This window comes from Spirulina sp. CCNP1310, from assembly GCF_034932185.1.
GTDB lineage: Bacteria > Cyanobacteriota > Cyanobacteriia > Cyanobacteriales > Spirulinaceae > Spirulina.
In genome coordinates this window covers 1-17,733 of the sequence record NZ_JAYGHW010000092.1, presented here as the reverse complement: position 1 = coordinate 17,733, position 17,733 = coordinate 1, and the positions used below count along the sequence as shown (strand labels likewise).

15 protein-coding genes and 1 riboswitch are annotated in these 17,733 nt (G+C 53.4%); of the genes, 7 read left to right on the top strand and 8 right to left on the bottom strand.

The genetic code is table 11. The annotated features are described in order from the left end of the window. Positions 1-20: 20 nt before the first annotated feature. Both VB712_RS16550 and VB712_RS16545 read left to right on the top strand, forming a co-directional pair. On the top strand, positions 21-1,274 hold the full coding sequence (locus VB712_RS16550; protein ID WP_416236377.1) for a DNA cytosine methyltransferase: 1,254 nt from the start codon (positions 21-23) through the stop codon (positions 1,272-1,274). Between the two features lie 337 nt (positions 1,275-1,611). Next, positions 1,612-3,003: a TIGR03279 family radical SAM protein gene (locus VB712_RS16545; protein ID WP_323256714.1), complete on the top strand. Its 1,392-nt coding sequence runs from the start codon at positions 1,612-1,614 to the stop codon at positions 3,001-3,003. 150 nt (positions 3,004-3,153) lie between these two features. Here VB712_RS16545 and VB712_RS16540 read toward each other — a convergent pair whose 3' ends face one another. From VB712_RS16540 to VB712_RS16530, 3 genes are read right to left on the bottom strand one after another with little or no spacing between them, the layout of a single operon-like run. Next, the gene (locus VB712_RS16540; RefSeq protein ID WP_323256712.1) at positions 3,154-3,480 is read right to left on the bottom strand and encodes a DUF3007 family protein; all 327 of its coding nucleotides are present in this window, start codon (positions 3,478-3,480) and stop codon (positions 3,154-3,156) included. Then, positions 3,480-3,707 carry an NAD(P)H-quinone oxidoreductase subunit L gene (gene ndhL, locus VB712_RS16535; RefSeq protein ID WP_323256710.1) on the bottom strand — a complete coding sequence of 76 codons (228 nt, stop codon included), beginning with the start codon at positions 3,705-3,707 and terminating at the stop codon, positions 3,480-3,482. The genes VB712_RS16540 and ndhL overlap by 1 nt, the downstream gene beginning before the upstream one ends. 30 nt (positions 3,708-3,737) lie before the next feature. Further along, positions 3,738-4,175: a hypothetical protein gene (locus tag VB712_RS16530; protein WP_323256708.1), complete on the bottom strand. Its 438-nt coding sequence runs from the start codon at positions 4,173-4,175 to the stop codon at positions 3,738-3,740. Between the two features lie 206 nt (positions 4,176-4,381). After that, positions 4,382-4,524: riboswitch (cobalamin riboswitch) on the top strand. A gap of 38 nt (positions 4,525-4,562) precedes the next feature. On the opposite strand from VB712_RS16530, the gene VB712_RS16525 reads away from it, so the two are divergent. Together VB712_RS16525 and cobW are read left to right on the top strand one after the other, a co-directional pair. Beyond that, positions 4,563-5,207, top strand: coding sequence for a HupE/UreJ family protein (locus tag VB712_RS16525; RefSeq protein WP_323256707.1), 645 nt, complete (start codon positions 4,563-4,565; stop codon positions 5,205-5,207). 4 nt (positions 5,208-5,211) lie between these two features. Then, entirely contained in the window at positions 5,212-6,249 is a 1,038-nt protein-coding gene (cobW, locus tag VB712_RS16520) for a cobalamin biosynthesis protein CobW (RefSeq protein WP_323256705.1), read from the top strand. A 63-nt stretch (positions 6,250-6,312) separates the two neighbouring features. On the opposite strand, the gene VB712_RS16515 is transcribed toward cobW, so the two are convergent. From VB712_RS16515 to VB712_RS16500, 4 genes are all read right to left on the bottom strand, one after another. Beyond that, complete coding sequence (locus VB712_RS16515; RefSeq protein WP_323256703.1) at positions 6,313-9,201, bottom strand: tetratricopeptide repeat protein; 2,889 nt, start codon at positions 9,199-9,201, stop codon at positions 6,313-6,315. A gap of 76 nt (positions 9,202-9,277) precedes the next feature. Continuing rightward, positions 9,278-10,615 (bottom strand): ATP-binding protein, encoded by a 1,338-nt coding sequence (locus VB712_RS16510; RefSeq protein ID WP_323256701.1) that lies wholly within the window; start codon positions 10,613-10,615, stop codon positions 9,278-9,280. Positions 10,616-10,780: 165 nt separating this feature from the next. After that, the gene (locus tag VB712_RS16505) at positions 10,781-11,641 is read right to left on the bottom strand and encodes a tRNA (5-methylaminomethyl-2-thiouridine)(34)-methyltransferase MnmD (RefSeq protein WP_416236379.1); all 861 of its coding nucleotides are present in this window, start codon (positions 11,639-11,641) and stop codon (positions 10,781-10,783) included. Between the two features lie 44 nt (positions 11,642-11,685). After that, the gene (locus VB712_RS16500) at positions 11,686-12,210 is read right to left on the bottom strand and encodes an N-acetyltransferase (RefSeq protein WP_323256697.1); all 525 of its coding nucleotides are present in this window, start codon (positions 12,208-12,210) and stop codon (positions 11,686-11,688) included. Between the two features lie 245 nt (positions 12,211-12,455). Between VB712_RS16500 and VB712_RS16495 the strand changes: the two genes are divergently transcribed. Genes VB712_RS16495 through VB712_RS16485 form a run of 3 tightly spaced genes read left to right on the top strand, consistent with a single transcriptional unit; the run spans position 12,456 to position 15,232 of the window. Then, on the top strand, positions 12,456-13,598 hold the full coding sequence (locus tag VB712_RS16495; RefSeq protein ID WP_323256695.1) for a DegT/DnrJ/EryC1/StrS family aminotransferase: 1,143 nt from the start codon (positions 12,456-12,458) through the stop codon (positions 13,596-13,598). A gap of 9 nt (positions 13,599-13,607) precedes the next feature. After that, the gene (gene crtB / locus VB712_RS16490) at positions 13,608-14,531 is read left to right on the top strand and encodes a cyanoexosortase B (RefSeq protein ID WP_323256693.1); all 924 of its coding nucleotides are present in this window, start codon (positions 13,608-13,610) and stop codon (positions 14,529-14,531) included. Next, positions 14,528-15,232, top strand: a complete 705-nt coding sequence (locus tag VB712_RS16485; RefSeq protein ID WP_323256691.1) for a cyanoexosortase B system-associated protein — start codon at positions 14,528-14,530, stop codon at positions 15,230-15,232. Before crtB ends, VB712_RS16485 begins: the two co-directional genes overlap by 4 nt. A 256-nt stretch (positions 15,233-15,488) precedes the next feature. On the opposite strand, the gene VB712_RS16480 is transcribed toward VB712_RS16485, so the two are convergent. Continuing rightward, positions 15,489-17,507, bottom strand: a complete 2,019-nt coding sequence (locus tag VB712_RS16480; protein WP_323256689.1) for an elongation factor G — start codon at positions 17,505-17,507, stop codon at positions 15,489-15,491. Between the last annotated feature and the right edge of the window lie 226 nt (positions 17,508-17,733).

Sequence of the window (17,733 nt, the reverse complement as noted above, 5' to 3'; positions counted from 1 at the left end):
AAATATAACAATCCGTTAAAATGATGAAACGACCCATAGCCATCGATCTGTTTGCCGGATGTGGTGGAATGTCCCTCGGTTTAGAAGCTGCTGGATTTGATATTGCCGCCGCTGTCGAATTTGATGCCATTCATAGCCTTGTACACCATTTTAATTTTCCCTACGGCGCAAGTATTTGCAAAGATATTGCTGAGTTAAATCCTCAGGATTTGCTACGGGCGTTAAGCAGTAAAGGATTTGATGGCGAAATTGATCTCATTGCAGGGGGGCCCCCCTGCCAAGGCTTCTCCCACATGGGCAAAAGGCAACTAGATGATCCCAGAAACTCCCTCGTTTTTCAATACCTGCGACTCATTAAATCGCTCAAACCTAAATATTTTCTCTTTGAAAATGTTCCTGGCATTGCCTCTGGTCAACATCAAAAATTTTTAGCGGAATTAATCATCGCATTTGAAAAAATCGGTTATTCAATCCAAAAACCCATTGCAATTTTAAATGCATCTCATTACGGTGCGCCCCAAAATCGAAAACGACTCATTCTCATCGGCTCCAGACTCGACGTAAATCCAGCCCTTTATCCTCAAAAAACCCATTTAGAAATAAATTCAATACCAACCTGTGAACAAGCCATTGGTGATCTAATCACACACTATCCCTATCGAAAATATGACCAAGGTATTCAAGCCACACAATTAGATTATTCCGGCTTTAGAAAAAGCTTTGCCCTCCAGCCCAGCGGCGAATTTAATTTGTGCCATCAGCGACAAATTTCTCCCTTCGTTTATGGCCACATCGGATCAAACCATAGTCAAAAATCCATTGATCGCTTTCAAGCAACCCCTTCCGGAACGGTAGAATCCATCAGCCGATTTTTTAAATTATCTGCCCATGGCCAATGTAATACCTTGAGGGCGGGAACTACCCGAGATAAAGGGGCCTATACAGCCCCTAGACCGATTCATTATGGTGTTCCTCGGTGTATTACTGTGAGGGAAGCCGCAAGGTTACATACTTTTCCCGATTGGTTTCGTTTTCATCATACTATTTGGCATGGTTTTAGAGAGATTGGCAACGCGGTTATTCCCTTTTTGGCTAAATCCCTAGGCTGTGAAATTATTAAAGCCATGGAACTGAATTCCCAAGCATTAAAAACCTACATACTTAGTCAACAAGATGAGAAAATTTTGCACTATAACATGATGCAATCATCAAAATATTGGGATATTCCTGATAATGTCATTCCCAAACGCAAAAGATTGCGTCAGTCTCGTTAATTATTCTTATATTATAGCAGTAGCTAGAATCATCAGGACTTATCCCAATTCCCTAAAATCGCTAGAGATTGAAATCCCTGGCTCATCGCGCAAGTAAGCTAACGCCTACTCCGGTCGAACCTGTTAAAACAGGTTTTTGTTCTGAGCCAAGAACTTTAGTTCTTGACGGGGCAGGGTTCGCCAGAGATTCACTTTAGAGAATTGGTATAAAATGGATGGGCATAGGGGGGAAAATTTTTTTGCCCCTATAGAATCTGCGGATTTGCGATGGGATCCACCCTCCCCACGATCCAGGATTGCTATCATACAGATTGCTCACTTCTGCCCTTAGTATCCCATGTCTGCCCTCTCTCCCGCCCGCATTAGCCGTGTGTTACCCGATTCCATTGCAGCGGAAATTGGTTTTGAGCCGGGGGATGCGATCGCCACCATCAATGGCCTACCGCTGCGGGATCTGATTGATTATCAATATCTTTGTGCCGATGAATTCCTGACGCTGGCGGTGGTGGATGGCCAGGGGAAACGCCATGAGGTGGAAATTGAAAAAGATTACGATGAGGATCTGGGGTTAGAGTTTGAAACCGCCCTCTTTGATGGGTTGATCCAATGTAATAACCGCTGCCCTTTTTGTTTCATCGATCAACAACCCCCCGGTAAACGGGAAAGCCTCTATTACAAAGATGATGATTATCGTCTCAGTTTTCTCTACGGCAGTTATCTCACCCTCACCAATTTAACAACGCGGGAATGGGAGCGGATCGAACAGATGCGTCTTTCTCCCCTCTATGTTTCCGTCCATGCCACTGATCCAGAGGTGCGATCGCACCTTTTAAAAAATCACCGTGCCGGGCAAATTCTCGATCAACTCCGGTGGTTCCAAGCAAGGCAATTGCAAATCCATGCCCAAGTGGTGGTCTGTCCAGGGATTAACGACGGGCCGCAATTGGAGCGGACGCTGCGGGATCTGGCTCAGTTTCATCAGGGGGAAGTCCCGACGGTACTTTCCGCTGCCGTGGTTCCCGTCGGTTTAACGCGGTTTCGCCCTGATCAAGATGAATTAACGCCGGTTACGGTGGCCAAAGCCCAGGAGGTGATCCCCCAAGTTCAGGCCCTGCAATCAGAATTCCAACAAACCCTAGGGAGTACTTTCGCTTGGTTAGCCGATGAATGGTTTTTAATCGCCCAAAGGGAACTCCCCCCAGAATCCCACTATGAGGACTATCCCCAAATTGGCAATGGTGTGGGATCAATTCGCCAATTTATCCGCGATTTTGCACAGGAATGCGATCGCCTCCTCCCCCCTGCTTTAGCGCAACCCCAATCCTGGCTCTGGGTGGTGGGCAATGCGGTCGAACAAGCTTTTCAGCCCCTTGTCGCACGATTAAATCAGGTGGAAGGGTTAAGGGTGGAATTATTCCCATTGCGCAGTGATTATTGGGGGCAGGTGATCACGGTGACGGGGTTATTAACGGGGCAGGATTTAATTGCGGGATTGGCGAACCATGGCAACCCTAGCCCAATTTTGTTGCCCTCGGTAATGCTCAAGCACGATGAGACGCGGTTTTTAGATGATTTAACGGTGGCAGAGGTGAGCGATCGCCTCCATCGCCCCATTTTCCCGGTGGCAGGGATTGAGGATCTGTTAAAGCGGGCGATCCGCGATAGCGTACCCATCGCCCTCATCCCCCCCGCCCCTTCTCCCAAAAAGGGCGCAGGGGAGCCAGATTGAAGGCAAAGGGGAGGGCGAAAAATTATTTTTGTGCCTCCGGCAGGCTTGCGCCAACGCCCCTACAGGGGATTGGATCAAATAAGGGTGCGTCAGTCGTGGGGTTGTGGTTGTGGAACAGGGGCGATGAGTTGATGCACCCCACGACGAACCCTATTCCCCGTTGCCGGTTCCCTGTTCCCCTTCCTCAGCGGCAATTTCCGCTTGCAGTTGGGCCAACTCCTCTGGGGTTAACTCCTCTAAACGCTTGCGCAATACCGCTTCTTTGTAGTTTTGAATTTGGGTGTTGAGCGTCATCCCCTTCGTTGCGGCCCGGAAAACATAGGTTCCCAACCACACCATCAAGCCCCCAATCAAGAGGGCTTGACTCCAGATTCCGGCGGTGAGGTTATCCACCCCGATGCCGCGAAAGAGGAGATAGATCAAGCCCCCAGAGAGGAGGATAAGTAGGGTGAGGGCGATCGCATCAATGCGGCGCATTAGGACTCCACCCGCTTGGGCCGGAAGTTGAGAAAGGGACTCAGTAGAAGCAACCCCGGAAAGAAGAGAAACACAAAGAAATACATCACCACCCGCTCGATGGAACTGGCGGTATACCAGCGGAGATTGAGATAGCCATAGAGGGCGGCGGGCAGTGCCACCAGATAAAGACCACTCAACACCAAGTAGAGCAGGGCGATAAATTGAGGACTATTAAAATCAAGCATGATGGCATTGGGGGCCAGAAAATATCGCCCCTATTGTACCCCCATTCTTCGCCCATCCTCCAGGAGGCGCACCAAAGCCACCCGCCCAAACCGGGGGTCTACTTCTACGCCCGTCACTTCGACGATTTGCGCCGTGAGAGCGCGGGAGAGGGGATAGTAGAAGGACTGCCCTAGGGGTAAACCGAGGCATTGTTGGAAAATCTGCTGGCGATGACAGGCGGGCAGAAAATTTTCCTCCCCTAGGCGTAACGATGCGGCATTGTAAAACGATAACTGTCCTTCGTAATTAAGAATGCCTGCGGGGGTGTCCAATTGCTCACACCAGCGCAGGGCTAAAAACCATTTCGCCTCCGAGAGACGACAGTAAACACGCTTAGGGTTGGGATGTTCAAGGGCGCGGTAGCCCTCCGCACAGGAAACAATGGTTCCCCCTAAAAAGCCAAAAATTGTGCCAACGGTCTCATTCATGACGGTTGTATCCCTAGGTTGGATTGCCTACAATTGCAGTGAAAAGCGCGATCGCCAAGGCACGACCCATCAACCTCAACGGCTCGGCTCGTGTTGGTAAAAATCAAAGGCTAGGGCGAACACCCCTCCCTATGGTTAGCTTAAGGAGTGGGGGTGATCTTTGCGGAAAATCACCAAAAGAGTTAACAAATCAAGCTCCCATGGTAAAGTGATGGCACTCAAACGGTTCTGGCTGGGAACAGTGGCCAGACTAAGGGGGAAAGTCTAGTGAAAGCCTAGCGCTGTCGCGCAACTGTGATGGGTGCAAATGCCCTAAGCCAGGATGCCCACCGTTTGAATTGAGTTCTCTTCAACCCACTGCGCCGAACAGTGGTTAATCCTGCAACCATGAGCCATCGCAATTTACAACGAAATCGCATTTTAGGGCTATCCCTGGCGATCGCCCTCCTTTTCCCTAGTCAAGCCGCCTTCGCCCATCATCCCTTTGGCGGCACTGTTCCTAGTAATGCCCTCACCGGGTTTCTCTCCGGTTTAGGCCATCCGATTATTGGGATTGATCATTTTGCCTTTGTGATCGCCACGGGCCTACTCGCTGCCCTCTGGGGCCGGCGGGGCTTAATTATTCCCCTTGCCTTTGTGATCACCACATTGGCGGGGACAGGCTTACATTTACAAAATTTAGATTTGCCCCTAGCGGAGTTAGTGATTGCTGCCTCTGTATTGGGTTTTGGTGTGTTGTTGGCTTTGCCGCAGCGGGTGCAATGGGTGGGAGTGGCGATCGCCGCAACCATTGCGGGCATTTTCCATGGTTATGCCTATGGGGAAGCGATTATCGGGGCAGAAATGAACCCCTTGATTGCCTATCTTGCCGGTTTTGGCGTGGTGCAGTTGGGGATTGCGGTGGGAGTGTTCACCCTTGCTCAACGGTTCTGGCCGAATCTGGAGCAGGTGAAAGCCCTCCCCCTACGGTTTAGCGGGTTTGCGATCGCCGGCCTTGGTTTTGCCTTCCTCTCTGGCGCAATCCTCGGTTAAAGCCATGCATAAAATTCCAGTCACTGTCATCACGGGCTTTTTGGGCGCGGGAAAAACGACCCTTGTGCGCCATTTATTGCAAAACAACCAAGGGCGACGCATTGCCGTCCTGGTCAATGAGTTTGGGGAAATGGGCATCGATGGCGATCTGTTGCGCTCCTGCCAAATTTGCGACGAAGACGAAACCCCCGAAACCAATATTGTTGAACTCACCAACGGCTGCCTCTGTTGCACCGTTCAGGAAGAGTTTTATCCGACAATGCAGGCGTTATTACAGCGGCGCGATCGCCTCGATGCGATCGTCGTCGAAACCTCCGGCCTCGCCCTCCCCAAACCCCTGATCCAAGCCTTCCGTTGGGAGGAAATCCGCAACGCGGCGACGGTGGACGGGGTGATTACCGTTGTTGATTGTCAAGCCTTAGCGGAGGGGACGCTAGTGGGGGATCTCGATGCGATCGCCGCCCAACGGGCCGCCGATCCGAACCTCGATCATGAAACCCCCCTCGAAGAACTGTTTGAAGATCAGTTAGCCTGTGCCGATTTAGTGCTACTCACCAAAACCGATGGCGTAACAGCGGCAATCGCTCAAAAAACCCAAACTTGGCTTGCCGAGCAAGTCCCCCTAGGGGTGAAAATTGTCCCCTGTCAACAGGGGGCCGTAGCAGCGGATCTGCTCCTCGGCTTCAATGCCGCCGTGGAGGATCACCTCGAACAACGCCCCAGCCATCATGATCATGAAGAAGACCATGATCACGACGACGAGATCAATGCCATCCAGATCGTAAGCGATCGCCCCTTTGATCCCATTGCCCTGATTGAACGGTTACAAACCTTAGTGCAAGCCCAGGAAATCTATCGAATTAAAGGATTTGTCGCCGTCCCCGATAAACCAATGCGCCTCGTATTGCAAGGGGTAGGCAATCGCTTTGATTCCTTCTACGATCGCCCCTGGCAACCGGAAGAACCCCGCCAAACCCGATTAGTCATCATCGGTCGGAATGTGGATCAAGGGGAAATCGAACAAGCCTTATTCCTGGAATAAGGACTAAGCAAGAAAAGTGTAGGGGCGAAAAATCTTTCGCCCTTCCATCAACGCCCCACTCCCCTAACCCGATTCCTTCAAACTCCAACCCACTGGCCATAACCCCCGCAACTTCGTCCAGCAACGCTCCATTAGCGATGGCTGTAGGGTATCCCTTAATAACCGATAGGTTTCCTGTTCGGGAATGGCGAGCTTTTCAGCAAGGGCGATCGCCTCGGCACAGGCTTCCCGGGCCGCGCTGATTTCCCCCACCTGTTGATCAAACCGGGCCTGATGATAAAGTACCTGGGCTTCCAAATGCTGTGCCTTCAATTGTTGCACCAACTGCAAGGCCTCCTCAAGACAAGCCTGCGTCTCTGAATATTCCTCCAACGCCAAATGACTTTCTGCCAAATTACACAGCGTCCGGCCTGTTTCCCACTGATCCCCAAGGGCTTGGGCAATGGGTAGGCTTTGGCGTAGGTGCTTCACCGCTTGGGTATAGTTGCCTAAACGGCAATAGGTCATGCCTAAGTTGGCCAGCGCGATGCCCACCCCCGCCTGATCCCCATGAGCACGGGCCAAATTCCAAGACTGTTGATAAAGGGACATGGCGCGGTCATAGTCCCCCGTGGCATTGTAAACACTGCCCAAATGACCCAACCAGCGGCTTTCATCACTGGGATTCTGGGCAGCCCGGGCCAGGCGCAACGCTTTTTGTAGTAAGGAAATCGCCTTCGGGTGTTGACCCAAAGCCAGGTTGGCCGCCCCTAAATTCCCAATGGCTAGCCCCTTTAAGGCGACATCTTGGCGTTCTTCAGCAATTACTAAACATTGCTCAAAGGCAGCGATCGCCCCTGGGTATTGCCCCAAAGCAAGGCGGATTGTGCCGAGTTTGGCGATCGCCTCCCCTTGGCGTTGGCTATCGGGCATTTTTTTCGTCAGGCTGATCAGCGCCTCAAAGGTGGCGATCGCCTGGCCATAATCCCCCAAACTTTGATAGGCATTGCCCATCCCTAACAACACCTCCACCAATTGCCCTGGGTTCGGTTGGGATTGTTGCCGATCTAGGGGTAAAAACCGTTGGAAATAATCTAAAGCATGGTGATAATCCGCCAATTGTCCATAGGCAATCCCTACATTAAACAGAGCTTGGCGCAGGGCATCGGGGGGCGCGTCCTGCCCCACCAACGTTAAATATTCTTGCAAAATATCAATGGTTTGGTGGGGATGGTTGAGATGGGCGTGGGTATCGCCCAAGTAGAACAATGCCGCCTCTAGGGTTTTGGTGGGGGGGTGTTGCATCGAATCCACCCAAGCTAAATATTGCTCCAGATATTCAATGGTGGCCTCATCCTCCTGGCTTAAATAGCAAATTTTCCCCAACACAAACAGCGTTGACCCAATTTGGTGAGGATTATCAAGACTATCGGCCCGCTGCAAATAAATTTCCAAATAGTCGCGAGCAGTTCTTAACTGTTCACAGGCATAGTAGGCCGTTCCCAACTGCAAGGCCACCAACGCCAATTGATCATCCACTGCTCCCGTCCAGTCTTGGCGATCATAGTAAGCTTGGAGATATTCAAGGGTTTTGGGGTAATCTTGCACTTCGTAGGCCGCCGTTCCCAACTGCCAAAGGGCCTGATCCACACCTTCAAGACCGGGCATTAAGCTGAGGTACTGCTCCAAATAGGTGAGGGTGGCGGCATAGTCTTTTTGGTGAAAACTGGCGGTTCCTAAGGCAGAATAAACCGTTGAGGGGATCTCTTTAGCCTCAGTGGTGGTGAGGGCTTGCTGGAGCCGGGCGATCGCCTCCCCATAATCCTGTTGATCATAATGGGCTAACCCCAATTGCACCAAAGCCTCCGGCTCCTCTCCCCCTTGGGCAAAATAGGCTTGCAAATATTCAATGACTTGGGCCGGTTGTTGTTGGTGATGGAACGCTGCGCCTAGATCTCGATACACCGTTGCCGGGGGGGCAAAATCAGGGATGGCGGCCCCCCGCTGGAGATATTCTTCAAAATAGGCGATCGCCTGGGGATATTGCTGTAAATAGATTTGCGCCTGACCCAAATGCAGGAGCGTGGTTAGCGCAATTTCAGGATCAGCCCCTTCGCGAGCGATGGGTAAATAGGCGTGGAGGTATTCGCTGGCCCGGTCATAATGGCCCAGATGATAATGGGCATAGCCTAGATGGGCCAACGTCGCCCCATCCCCTGCCGTTAAGGCCTCCCCTTTCACCAAGTCGAGGCATTGCTCCAAATAGGTGATGGTTTTGGCATAGTCGGCGCGGGCATAGTAGGCATTGCCCAAATACAGATAGGTGGTTCCCAAACTGGGGGCCTCGCCTGGGATGGGCATAGCTGCAAGATAACGCTCCAGGTAATGCACCGTTTGATCATAGTCTTGGAGGGCGTAGTAGCTCGCCCCTAAGCCATGGAGACAGAGGGGAACCATGGTAGAAGGGGCATGATCAACAATGGCTTCATAGAGGGCGATCGCCTCGGAAAAATAACCCCAATCCTGCAATTGCCAATGCAGCGGCTTACCCTGCTCCACCGGCAACAACAGCACCTCACTGGCCTCTTCCCAAGCCGCCAAGGCCCGAAAATGCTCAAAGGATTCTAAATAGCCCCGCACCCGCTCCAGAGGGGAATCACTGGGCGGCGGCTGATAGAGTTGCAAATAGAAAAACGCCCAACGAATATGGGCAATATCACTGAGGCTATCTTCCCCAAACAAGTCCCGCAAACTCGGCGGCGGCAGCATAGGGCTGGTTTCATCCCGCAGGCCGCTCCAATATTGAACACAGGCCATAAACCGCGCCAACCGGGACAAAGTTGGAGCCGCATCAGCCGGGGCATCCGGCTCCCCCGTCAGGTAAAACCGTTCATCCCGGTAGCGGGTGCGCAGGGCCTCACGGGCGGATAACTCACGGAGTTTTAGGTTGTGATCGAGTTTGGATTCAGTCATGCCAAACAGAAGGAGTGAGGAGTGAGGAGTGAGGAGTGAGGGAGAATGCTAAACTTCGCTCTATCAGCCATGGCTTTTACCTCCCGGCGGTGCTGTTGAGAATGATTGTATGGAGGAAGGACGGAATGCGATAGTGGGGGGCATTGTGGATCATGACCGTTTCTAACCAGAAGCGATCGCTGAGGGTTTCAAAGGCTTGGGCCTGAAGGTGGGGGTCTAAATCCGCAATCAGGAATTGCCACCCCGCCACCGGAGCCGGCCCCCGTTGAGTAGCCCCCATGGTCAGCAGTTCATAGGCTAGGGGCATTTCCTGAGCTAGCCGTTGACTGGCCCTTTCTAACAGGGCCGCGATGGGTACAGTGTCATGCATCCCCAAGTCCTCCATTGCCTCACTATTCCCCGCCCCATGGCGATCCGCCTCCGCCATGGGTAAATCATACTCATAGCCATAATCCCGCCAGTAGGCTTGGATATTGCCATTGTAGGGGGTGCTGCGGATTTCCCCCGCAATCATTTTTAAAGCCAAGGGATGGCCTTGATAGGTTTGATGGATCGTTTCTAAGCAGTGGTGATCCGCATCCGTGGGTAGGGGAACGCCCCAATATTGAAAAAGTGTGATTGTGGGGGGAAGGGCTAACCCTTTGAGGTGAATGATTTGGGTTTGGTCGGGAAGGGTAGGGGGTAAGGTTTCGAGGGTGAGCAGGAGGCGCGATCGCATCTCCGGCAATGTCCCCAAATGGTTCAATAATTGCTGCACCGCATCACTCAAGGGCAGGGTTAACCCCTCAATCCAAAGCAAACAGGGCTTCGATTCTAATTTGGCGGCGATCGCCCCAATTAACCCCTTCACCCCCCCCTGCCGCTGGGTTTCCTGGGTAATTGCCTCCCCTAAAACTTGACGGGCGATCGCCCCCAGGGCCAAACCCACCCCTTGCACCTCCACCGTTAACACCCAAGGATAGGCTTCGCGGAGGCCAACATCGCCAATTAACGCCTGAGCCACCGTACTTTTGCCGATCCCCGCCATCCCCGTAATCACCACCAGCCGCCCATCCCCCTGAAAGGCCCGCTTGATTTCCATCAACAGATCCCCCCGACCAAACCCCACTGGCAAGGGTTCCGGCGGTGTAGGAGTGGCTTGGAGATCTTCACTACGGAAGGTTTCAAAGTCTTCCCGTTTAAGCTTGAGATCAAAGGCCCGAAATAAGCTTTTAATCTGGTTGAGATCACAACTTTGCTGACGGTAGAGAATATTTAACGTCGTTTCGACGGGCAAATTGGCCGTTTCGGCAATTTGCCGGGATGTCACCCGTAAATTTTGAGCTTGATAGTGGCTGTGGATCGCTGCCGCCAACTTTGCAGAGCCGCTATGGGTCAATAAGCTACCGCGTTGATTTCGGAGGGATGGGGCCATTGATCTCTTAAAAAGGGAACAGGGAACGGGGAATGGGCAATGGGGAGGTTCCGCTGGAATGGGGAGGAGATACGATCACAGGTTGCGTGGGGATGGGGAATTGCAGTCACATCATAACTAACAGTACAAGCTGATCGCGATCCTTAGCATGGATTCCTAGGGGAATTAACCCGCTCCGGAATTCAGCCAGCGGCGTTTCCAATGACTGCTGGGTTCTAGGGGGCTGATGGCTTGTTCCTCCCGACGGCGGGCGAGGATTACCGGGGCGGGATCTTGTAATTGCGGATCGCGGTAGGGGACAGCGGCGCGGGTGGCTAGATGTTCCTGTGCTTGCAAACTTAAGGGGGGGAGCGGCTGACCGGGCCAGCGGGCGATCGTCCCCGGTGCTTTCCGGCCCACACTGGGCGAAGGCCCCACCGCTAACCCCGCCAACTTTAACGCTGTGCGCACCGCTGCCGCACAGGAATAGGTGGCGAGGGTTCCCATGGGGGCTAACCCTTGCGCCACAAACTGGAGGAACTCCACCGTCCAGAGTTGGGGGCATTTGGGGGGGGAAAAGGGATCGAGGAAAATGGCATCGGCTTGTTGGCCCTGACGGATCACCGCCGGTAGGGTTTGGCGGGCATCCCCTAGATGGAATTGAGCGGTAAACTTGGGGGTTTCCACCTGATAATCTTGGCTGAGGCGGCTGAGGAGGGGATGGATGAGGGCAGGCCAGGGATCAAGGTGGGCCGTTGCCGCCTGTGCTGGCCCGTCATCGCGATCAAAGGCGGTTAATTCAATGTGACAATCAGAATTTACTGCCCAAATCGCTGCTAAGGCCGCCGCGCTGTTATAGCCCAAGCCATAGCAAAGATCAAAAATGCGGATCCGGTTTTGGGTGGTGGAGCGTAGCCCACAGGGGCCGATAAATTTCCCCTCTGCTTCCGCCGCCGCCCCCTGTTGGGAGTGAAAGGTTTCACCAAATTCCGCTGAAAAAAAGGTGATCGATCCATCCCCCGTTGTTTGAGGTATCCAATCGCCCATCACATCATCTGCCAAAATTGCAAGGATTGAATAGGGTGTGAATTTTACCAGTGCTTGGGATCGCGGAGGGATTGGGCGCAGACCAATTCACCCCTGAAGGTTTGGCGGGATGGGCCTTGGAGGGCGATCGCCATCCATGCTTCTGGATAGGGGAGGGGATAGGGGGGAAGCACTCCATGATCAGCGTTAAATTCGTAACGGCCATAGTAATTAGGGTTTCCGAGTACAAAGACCAGTTGACAGCCCTGCTGTCTGAGGGTGGATAACCCCTGTTCCACTAAGGTGCGGCCGATGCCCTGACGCTGAAAGTGGGTGACTACCCCTAGGGGGGCGAGGATGGAGGCGGCGACGGGTTCAGAATTGCCAATGTTCACACCAGTAAACAGGATATGCCCCACCGCCTGCTCCTTGACCTCAGCAATGAGGCTGAGGATTGGTTGGGCTGTTGGATCGGCAATTAAGGCTAAAGCTAACTCAGAGACGGTGATCCCTTCTTCACCAAAGGCATCGCGGTGAATGGCGCGAATTTGCTCCTGATCTTTGGGGCTGGCGGTTCTAATGTGGATCACAAACTTTCTCCTAGGCAAGTTTCGTTATTTTGATTATCGAACAGGTACAGCTTGTTCACCAGTCGCTGAACACATTGCCCTCACCCTAAATCCCTCTCCCAAGTTGGGAGAGGGACTTTGGGAACCGATCAGATTATTCCTGAACAGGCTGTAATGCCGCCTAGATTTGGCGATCGCCAGAGAATAAAGCTACAACAAAAATAGCTCTTTCAATTTGATCCGCCTGTCGAGGCGATTCGCCCACCATGGCCCAAACCATCCCCTTTGTCGATCTCTCCTTCCAGCACGAACCCCTCCAAGCCCAAATTGAACAGTTGTGGCGCGACTGTATCGCCCAAGGGCAATTTATCCTTGGGCCCCACCTTGCTGCTTTTGAACAGGCTTTTGCGGCGGCCAGCGGTGTTGCCCATGGCATCGGGGTGGCCTCCGGCACCGATGCCCTCGCTTTGGGGATGCGGGCTGCTGGCATTCAAGCCGGGGATGAGGTACTGGTTCCCGCTAATACGTTTATTGCCACGCTGATCGGGATTTTGCGCACCGGAGCCACCCCCGTTTTAGTAGATTGTGACCCCGATACTGCCTTGATTGACCTGGAGGCGGCGGTTCAAAACATCACCCCCCGGACAAAGGCGATCGCCCCCGTCCATCTTTACGGCCAACTGGTGGCCCCCCAAGCCCTCAAGGATTTTGCCCAAAGCCATAATCTGCTGATTATTGAAGATGCAGCCCAGGCTCATCTCGCCCACCGGGATGGCATCACCGCCGGTTCCATCGGCACAGTGGCGGCCTATAGCTTCTATCCCAGTAAAAACCTCGGTGCGATGGGGGATGGGGGGATGGTGCTCACCGATGACCCAGAGATTGCCCGTAAAATTCGCGCCTATCGCAACTATGGGGCAAGGGAAAAATATATTCATCAAGAATGGGGAACCAATAGCCGTCTGGATAACCTCCAAGCTGCCGTTCTCAGCCTCAAACTGCCCCAGCTACCGGCCTGGAATGCCGCCCGCAATCAACGGGCGGAGCAATACAACGCCGCCCTCGCTCCCCTCCCTGGCATTTGTCCTTTGGTCAACCACAGCGGCCCGGGCCATAGCTATCACCTCTATGTGATCCGCGTTCAGCCGCCCCACCAACGGGAAAAACTCCAAGCGGCATTAATGGCGGCGGGGATTCAAACCGGCATTCATTACCCCATCCCCTGCCACCTTCAGCCCGCCTATCGCTTTCTGGGCTATCAGTTGGGGGATTTCCCCAACACCGAACAGTTGGCAGGGGAAATTCTCTCGCTGCCTATGTATCCCGGTTTGACGGCGGCCCAAGTGGAAGCCGTTGTCCAGGCGATCCGCGATAGCGTACCTATCGCCACCCATGGCTCCTCTCATTAATCTCTACCCATGCAACCCTCCTTCTCCCTGCCTCCCTTGATTCAGCGCCATTGGCTCAATGGCCTGATCCTCGCTCTCCTGGCGGCCCTCTATGGCCCGCTCCTGATCCATTGGGCTGATGGTTGGCTCAATAAAAGCATTAGCTTAGAGCATGAATATTTTAGCCATGGCCTCCTGGGGCTGCCCTACGCCGCTTATTTGGTGTGGGAACAGCGGAAAAAATGGCAAAAACTCCCTGCCCAGAGCCATCCCGCCGGGTTTGTGCTGTTGGGGTTGGGGGCGATCGCCTACCTGATTGGCACGGGGGAATTGATGAACGCCTCTTTGCCCCTGATCCTCACGGGCCTTTGTCTGACCCTGAAGGGGGTTCCGGGGCTAAAACTACAGGCTTTTCCGCTACTATTCACCCTGTTTGCCACCCCCAACCCCATCCCCTATCTGATTTCCCCCTACATCCTGCCCCTCCAAAGCTTTATCGCCGGAACAGCGGGTTTTATTCTCCATGTGCTCAATGTGCCGGATTTAAGCGTATCCGGCATTCATCTTTCCGTGCGGGGCAACTTTGTCGAAGTGGCCCCCCATTGTTCAGGGCTGAAAATGTTGTTTACCAGCCTTTATATTGGTGGGATATTATTGCATTGGACGGGAATTTGGCGATCGCGCCCCAAAGTACTCTGGCTCTTCACAGGCACGGTGCTGATTAGCGTGCTTGTCAATATTTTGCGCAATACCCTGCTCACCTACCTCTACGGCATGGATCACATCGCCCTTTTCGATTGGGCCCATGAAGGCACAGGGGGGGATTTAATTTCCTTGGTGATGTTAATGGCGGTGGTGGTGTGGTTAGACTGCATTGAACGCATTGATAACTATTTCACCCTCGGTACAGCAACGGGAATTATTAACTACGGGGGATGGTGGGGGAAACCATGAACCACAAAACACAAGTACAGGGAGGATTACGCCAAGGGGCGATCGCCCTCCTGTTGTTCCTCCTGCTGATCGGGGGCATGGTCTTCAACTTCAGCGGCCAAACCAGTTGGCGCAAACCCTTTCCTGTGGAGAATTTGGCAGCCCTGCGGGATTTACGGGATACGGGTTTGACCCTCCCCGGTTGGGAGAATGAGGGCCAGGCGCAACTCAATGTGGGGGGGCGGGAATGGTCGGTACAGGCGGCGGCCCAAAGGGGCCAGCGCACCGCCATCGTGATGATTTTGCCCCAATGGGGCCCCAAGGAAATGCCGGGGGTGGAATGGTCAGATATTGATGGGTTTTTTCGTTGGAATCGAGAGGGGGAGCGATCACTCTCCTTCACCACCACCAACCCCCCAACCACCGTTCAAGCCCGCTACTTCCTCGCCCGCGACACTGCTGCAACGAAAGTGGTTCCCCATCGGCAAACCGTTGCCGTCTTACAATGGTACGCCACGCCTAACGGCGGCAACCCTAGCGCCGGTTGGTGGTTTTGGCGAGATCAGTGGGCCCAGGTGAGACGGCAGCGGATCCCCTGGGTGGCGGTTTCGTTGCGGTTCCCCATTGATCCCAGTAGTACCCTTGAGGATGTGGAGGGGGATATTTTACCTTTAGCTGAAGCAGTGCAGGAGGCGATCGCCCAGATCATGCTCACCCCTTAAATTTTTTCCCATCCCGTAGGGGCGAAAAATTTTTCGCCCCACACCCCGCCATCAACGAGATTCCAGATCACCAAAAATGGCCATTAAAAAGAGACGTGGGGAAGTACGTCTCTTTACCATTCCATCTTAATCAACAAATAAAATTCGCTGTGGGAAGGAATTTCACTCTTAATGTAACGAAAGTTTTTGAAACTTGACAAGAGCTTCAAATGAAATTGCGTATTTTTACGGTAAAATCTCCCCCCATGCCAGCAATTTAGCTAGCCGATGCCTTTGCCAAGACATTGGCCATTAACTTATCGGGCATTTCCTGGAGATGGTCATACTGCCAATGGAAGAACCCCACGCCGAGGGTGAGCGATCGCAACTCCACAATAAAATCCTGCATCTCCGCCTGGGGTAGATAAGCCGTCACATTGTCCCAATTTTGCCAACCCTCCAGGGGTTCATAACCCAAAATTTGCCCCCGGCGGCCGCTCACCAACTGCAACACCTTCGAGGTGAACTCATTGGGGGCTGCAATCTGAATATTGAGGATCGGTTCAAGCAAAATCGGCTCACATTTTGCCATTCCCTCCGTCATCGCAATCCGCGCCGCCTGCTTAAAGGCCTGCTCCGAACTATCAACGGAATGGTAAGACCCATTACTCAAATTCACCGCCACATCCACCACCGGGAACCCCAAAGGCCCCTGATTCAGGTATTCCCGCACGCCGGTTTCGACCCCCGGAATATATTGTTTCGGGATCACCCCCCCCACAATCGAATCCGTAAACCGGAATCCCTCCCCACGGGGCTGGGGCTGAATATCCAAAAACACATCCCCAAAAGCCCCATGGCCACCGCTTTGATGCTTATAGCGGCCGTGGATATTCGTGGACTTGCGGATCGTTTCTTTATAGGGAATTTGGGGCGGTTGAGTCGTCATCGGCAGATTAAACTGCCGCGCCAATCGCGCCAGGGACACTTGCAAATGAATTTCCCCCTGGCCCCAGAGGATCACCTCGCGGGTATCTTCGTGCTGCTCCCATTGGAGGGCGGGATCCGCCTCCACCAATTTATGCAACACACCACTGAGTTTCACCTCATCCTTGCGCCGCTCCGGGCTGATGGCCAGGGCAAACACTGGCTCAAGGCGGTCTGCTTTCCGTAAGGGTTCAACAGTATTGACGCTGAGGGTGTCACCCGTTTTGGCATGATCCAACCGGCCCAAAGCCACTAATTCCCCGACAACGGCCTCATTCGTTCCCTGTTGTTGAGATCCCATGAGGCGATAAATACCCCCCACCCGCTCATTATTTAAGGTCATGCCATCGGTAATCGTCCCTTGCCAAATCCGCACAAGGGAGAGTTTCCCGCCAGCGGAGTGGTAGGTTTTCAGGACTTGGGCAATGGGTTCCCCGGCTTCCGTGGGGGTGAGGCCCCGGCGTTCGGCGGTGACGCTGGGGTCGGGGGCTTCCCGCACCAGGGCATCTAGGAGGGGACGCACGCCACAATCCTGCTCGGCAATGCCCAGGAACACCGGCACAACTAAATCAGCGCTGAGATCCTGCTTCAAGTCTTTGAGGATTTCTTCCTTGGGGGGGTTGATTTCTTCGAGGAGTTCTTCAAGGAGGTGATCGTCAAATTCCGAGAGAGTTTCCAGCATTTCATCCCGGGCGGCCTGTTCCTCACTGCGCAGTTCGGGGGGGAGGGGGACGGGATCGGCGGATTGGCCGGTGTGGTAGTGGTAGGCTTGCTCGTCGATCAGGTCGATGTAGCCGATTAAATTTTGGTCTTGGCGGATGGGATATTGTTGGGGAACGAGGGGACGGCTGGAGACGGTTTTGATGGCGTGGAGGATGTCCATGAAACTATCGCGGCAGCGATCCAGCTTGTTGATAAAGACGAGGTGGGGAATTTCCCAATCGTCGAGGAATTTAAACAGGGGGGCGAGGGTGAGGACTTTGGCCACATCGGCCTCACAGACGACGATCGCCGTCCCTGCCCCCACCAGGGCATTGTAGGTTTCCTGGGCGAATTCAATGGAGCCGGGACAGTCAAGGAACGTGATTTTCGTATCGGCGTGGGTGGTGGTGGCGACGGAAACTTCAACGCTCATGGCGCGATCGCGGGCTTCGGGGGAATGGTCGGCCACGGTGTTTTTCTCTTTGATGCTGCCTTTACGGGCGATCGCCCCTGTGACGGCAAGCATACTTTCAAGCAATGTGGTTTTCCCACTAGAATAGGGGCCCACAAGGGCAACATTCCGGACAGGATCGAGATTTTGAGTCATAGGATTACCCCTTGTAGGATGGAGGGTGGGGGCAGGATGGAAGGCAGTCGCGCTGCACTACTGGCTAATCTGCTGTATCTTTGAGCCTAGCTTGTGCCGTGGGTTAATTCGCAAAATTGCAACTTCTTTTAAGGTAACAGCGGATTCTGTTGAATTCCTGTTAAGGGAATGGCAAATTTTGCAAAGTTTTCCCACAAAATTTGACAAAATCTCCCCACTTCCCACT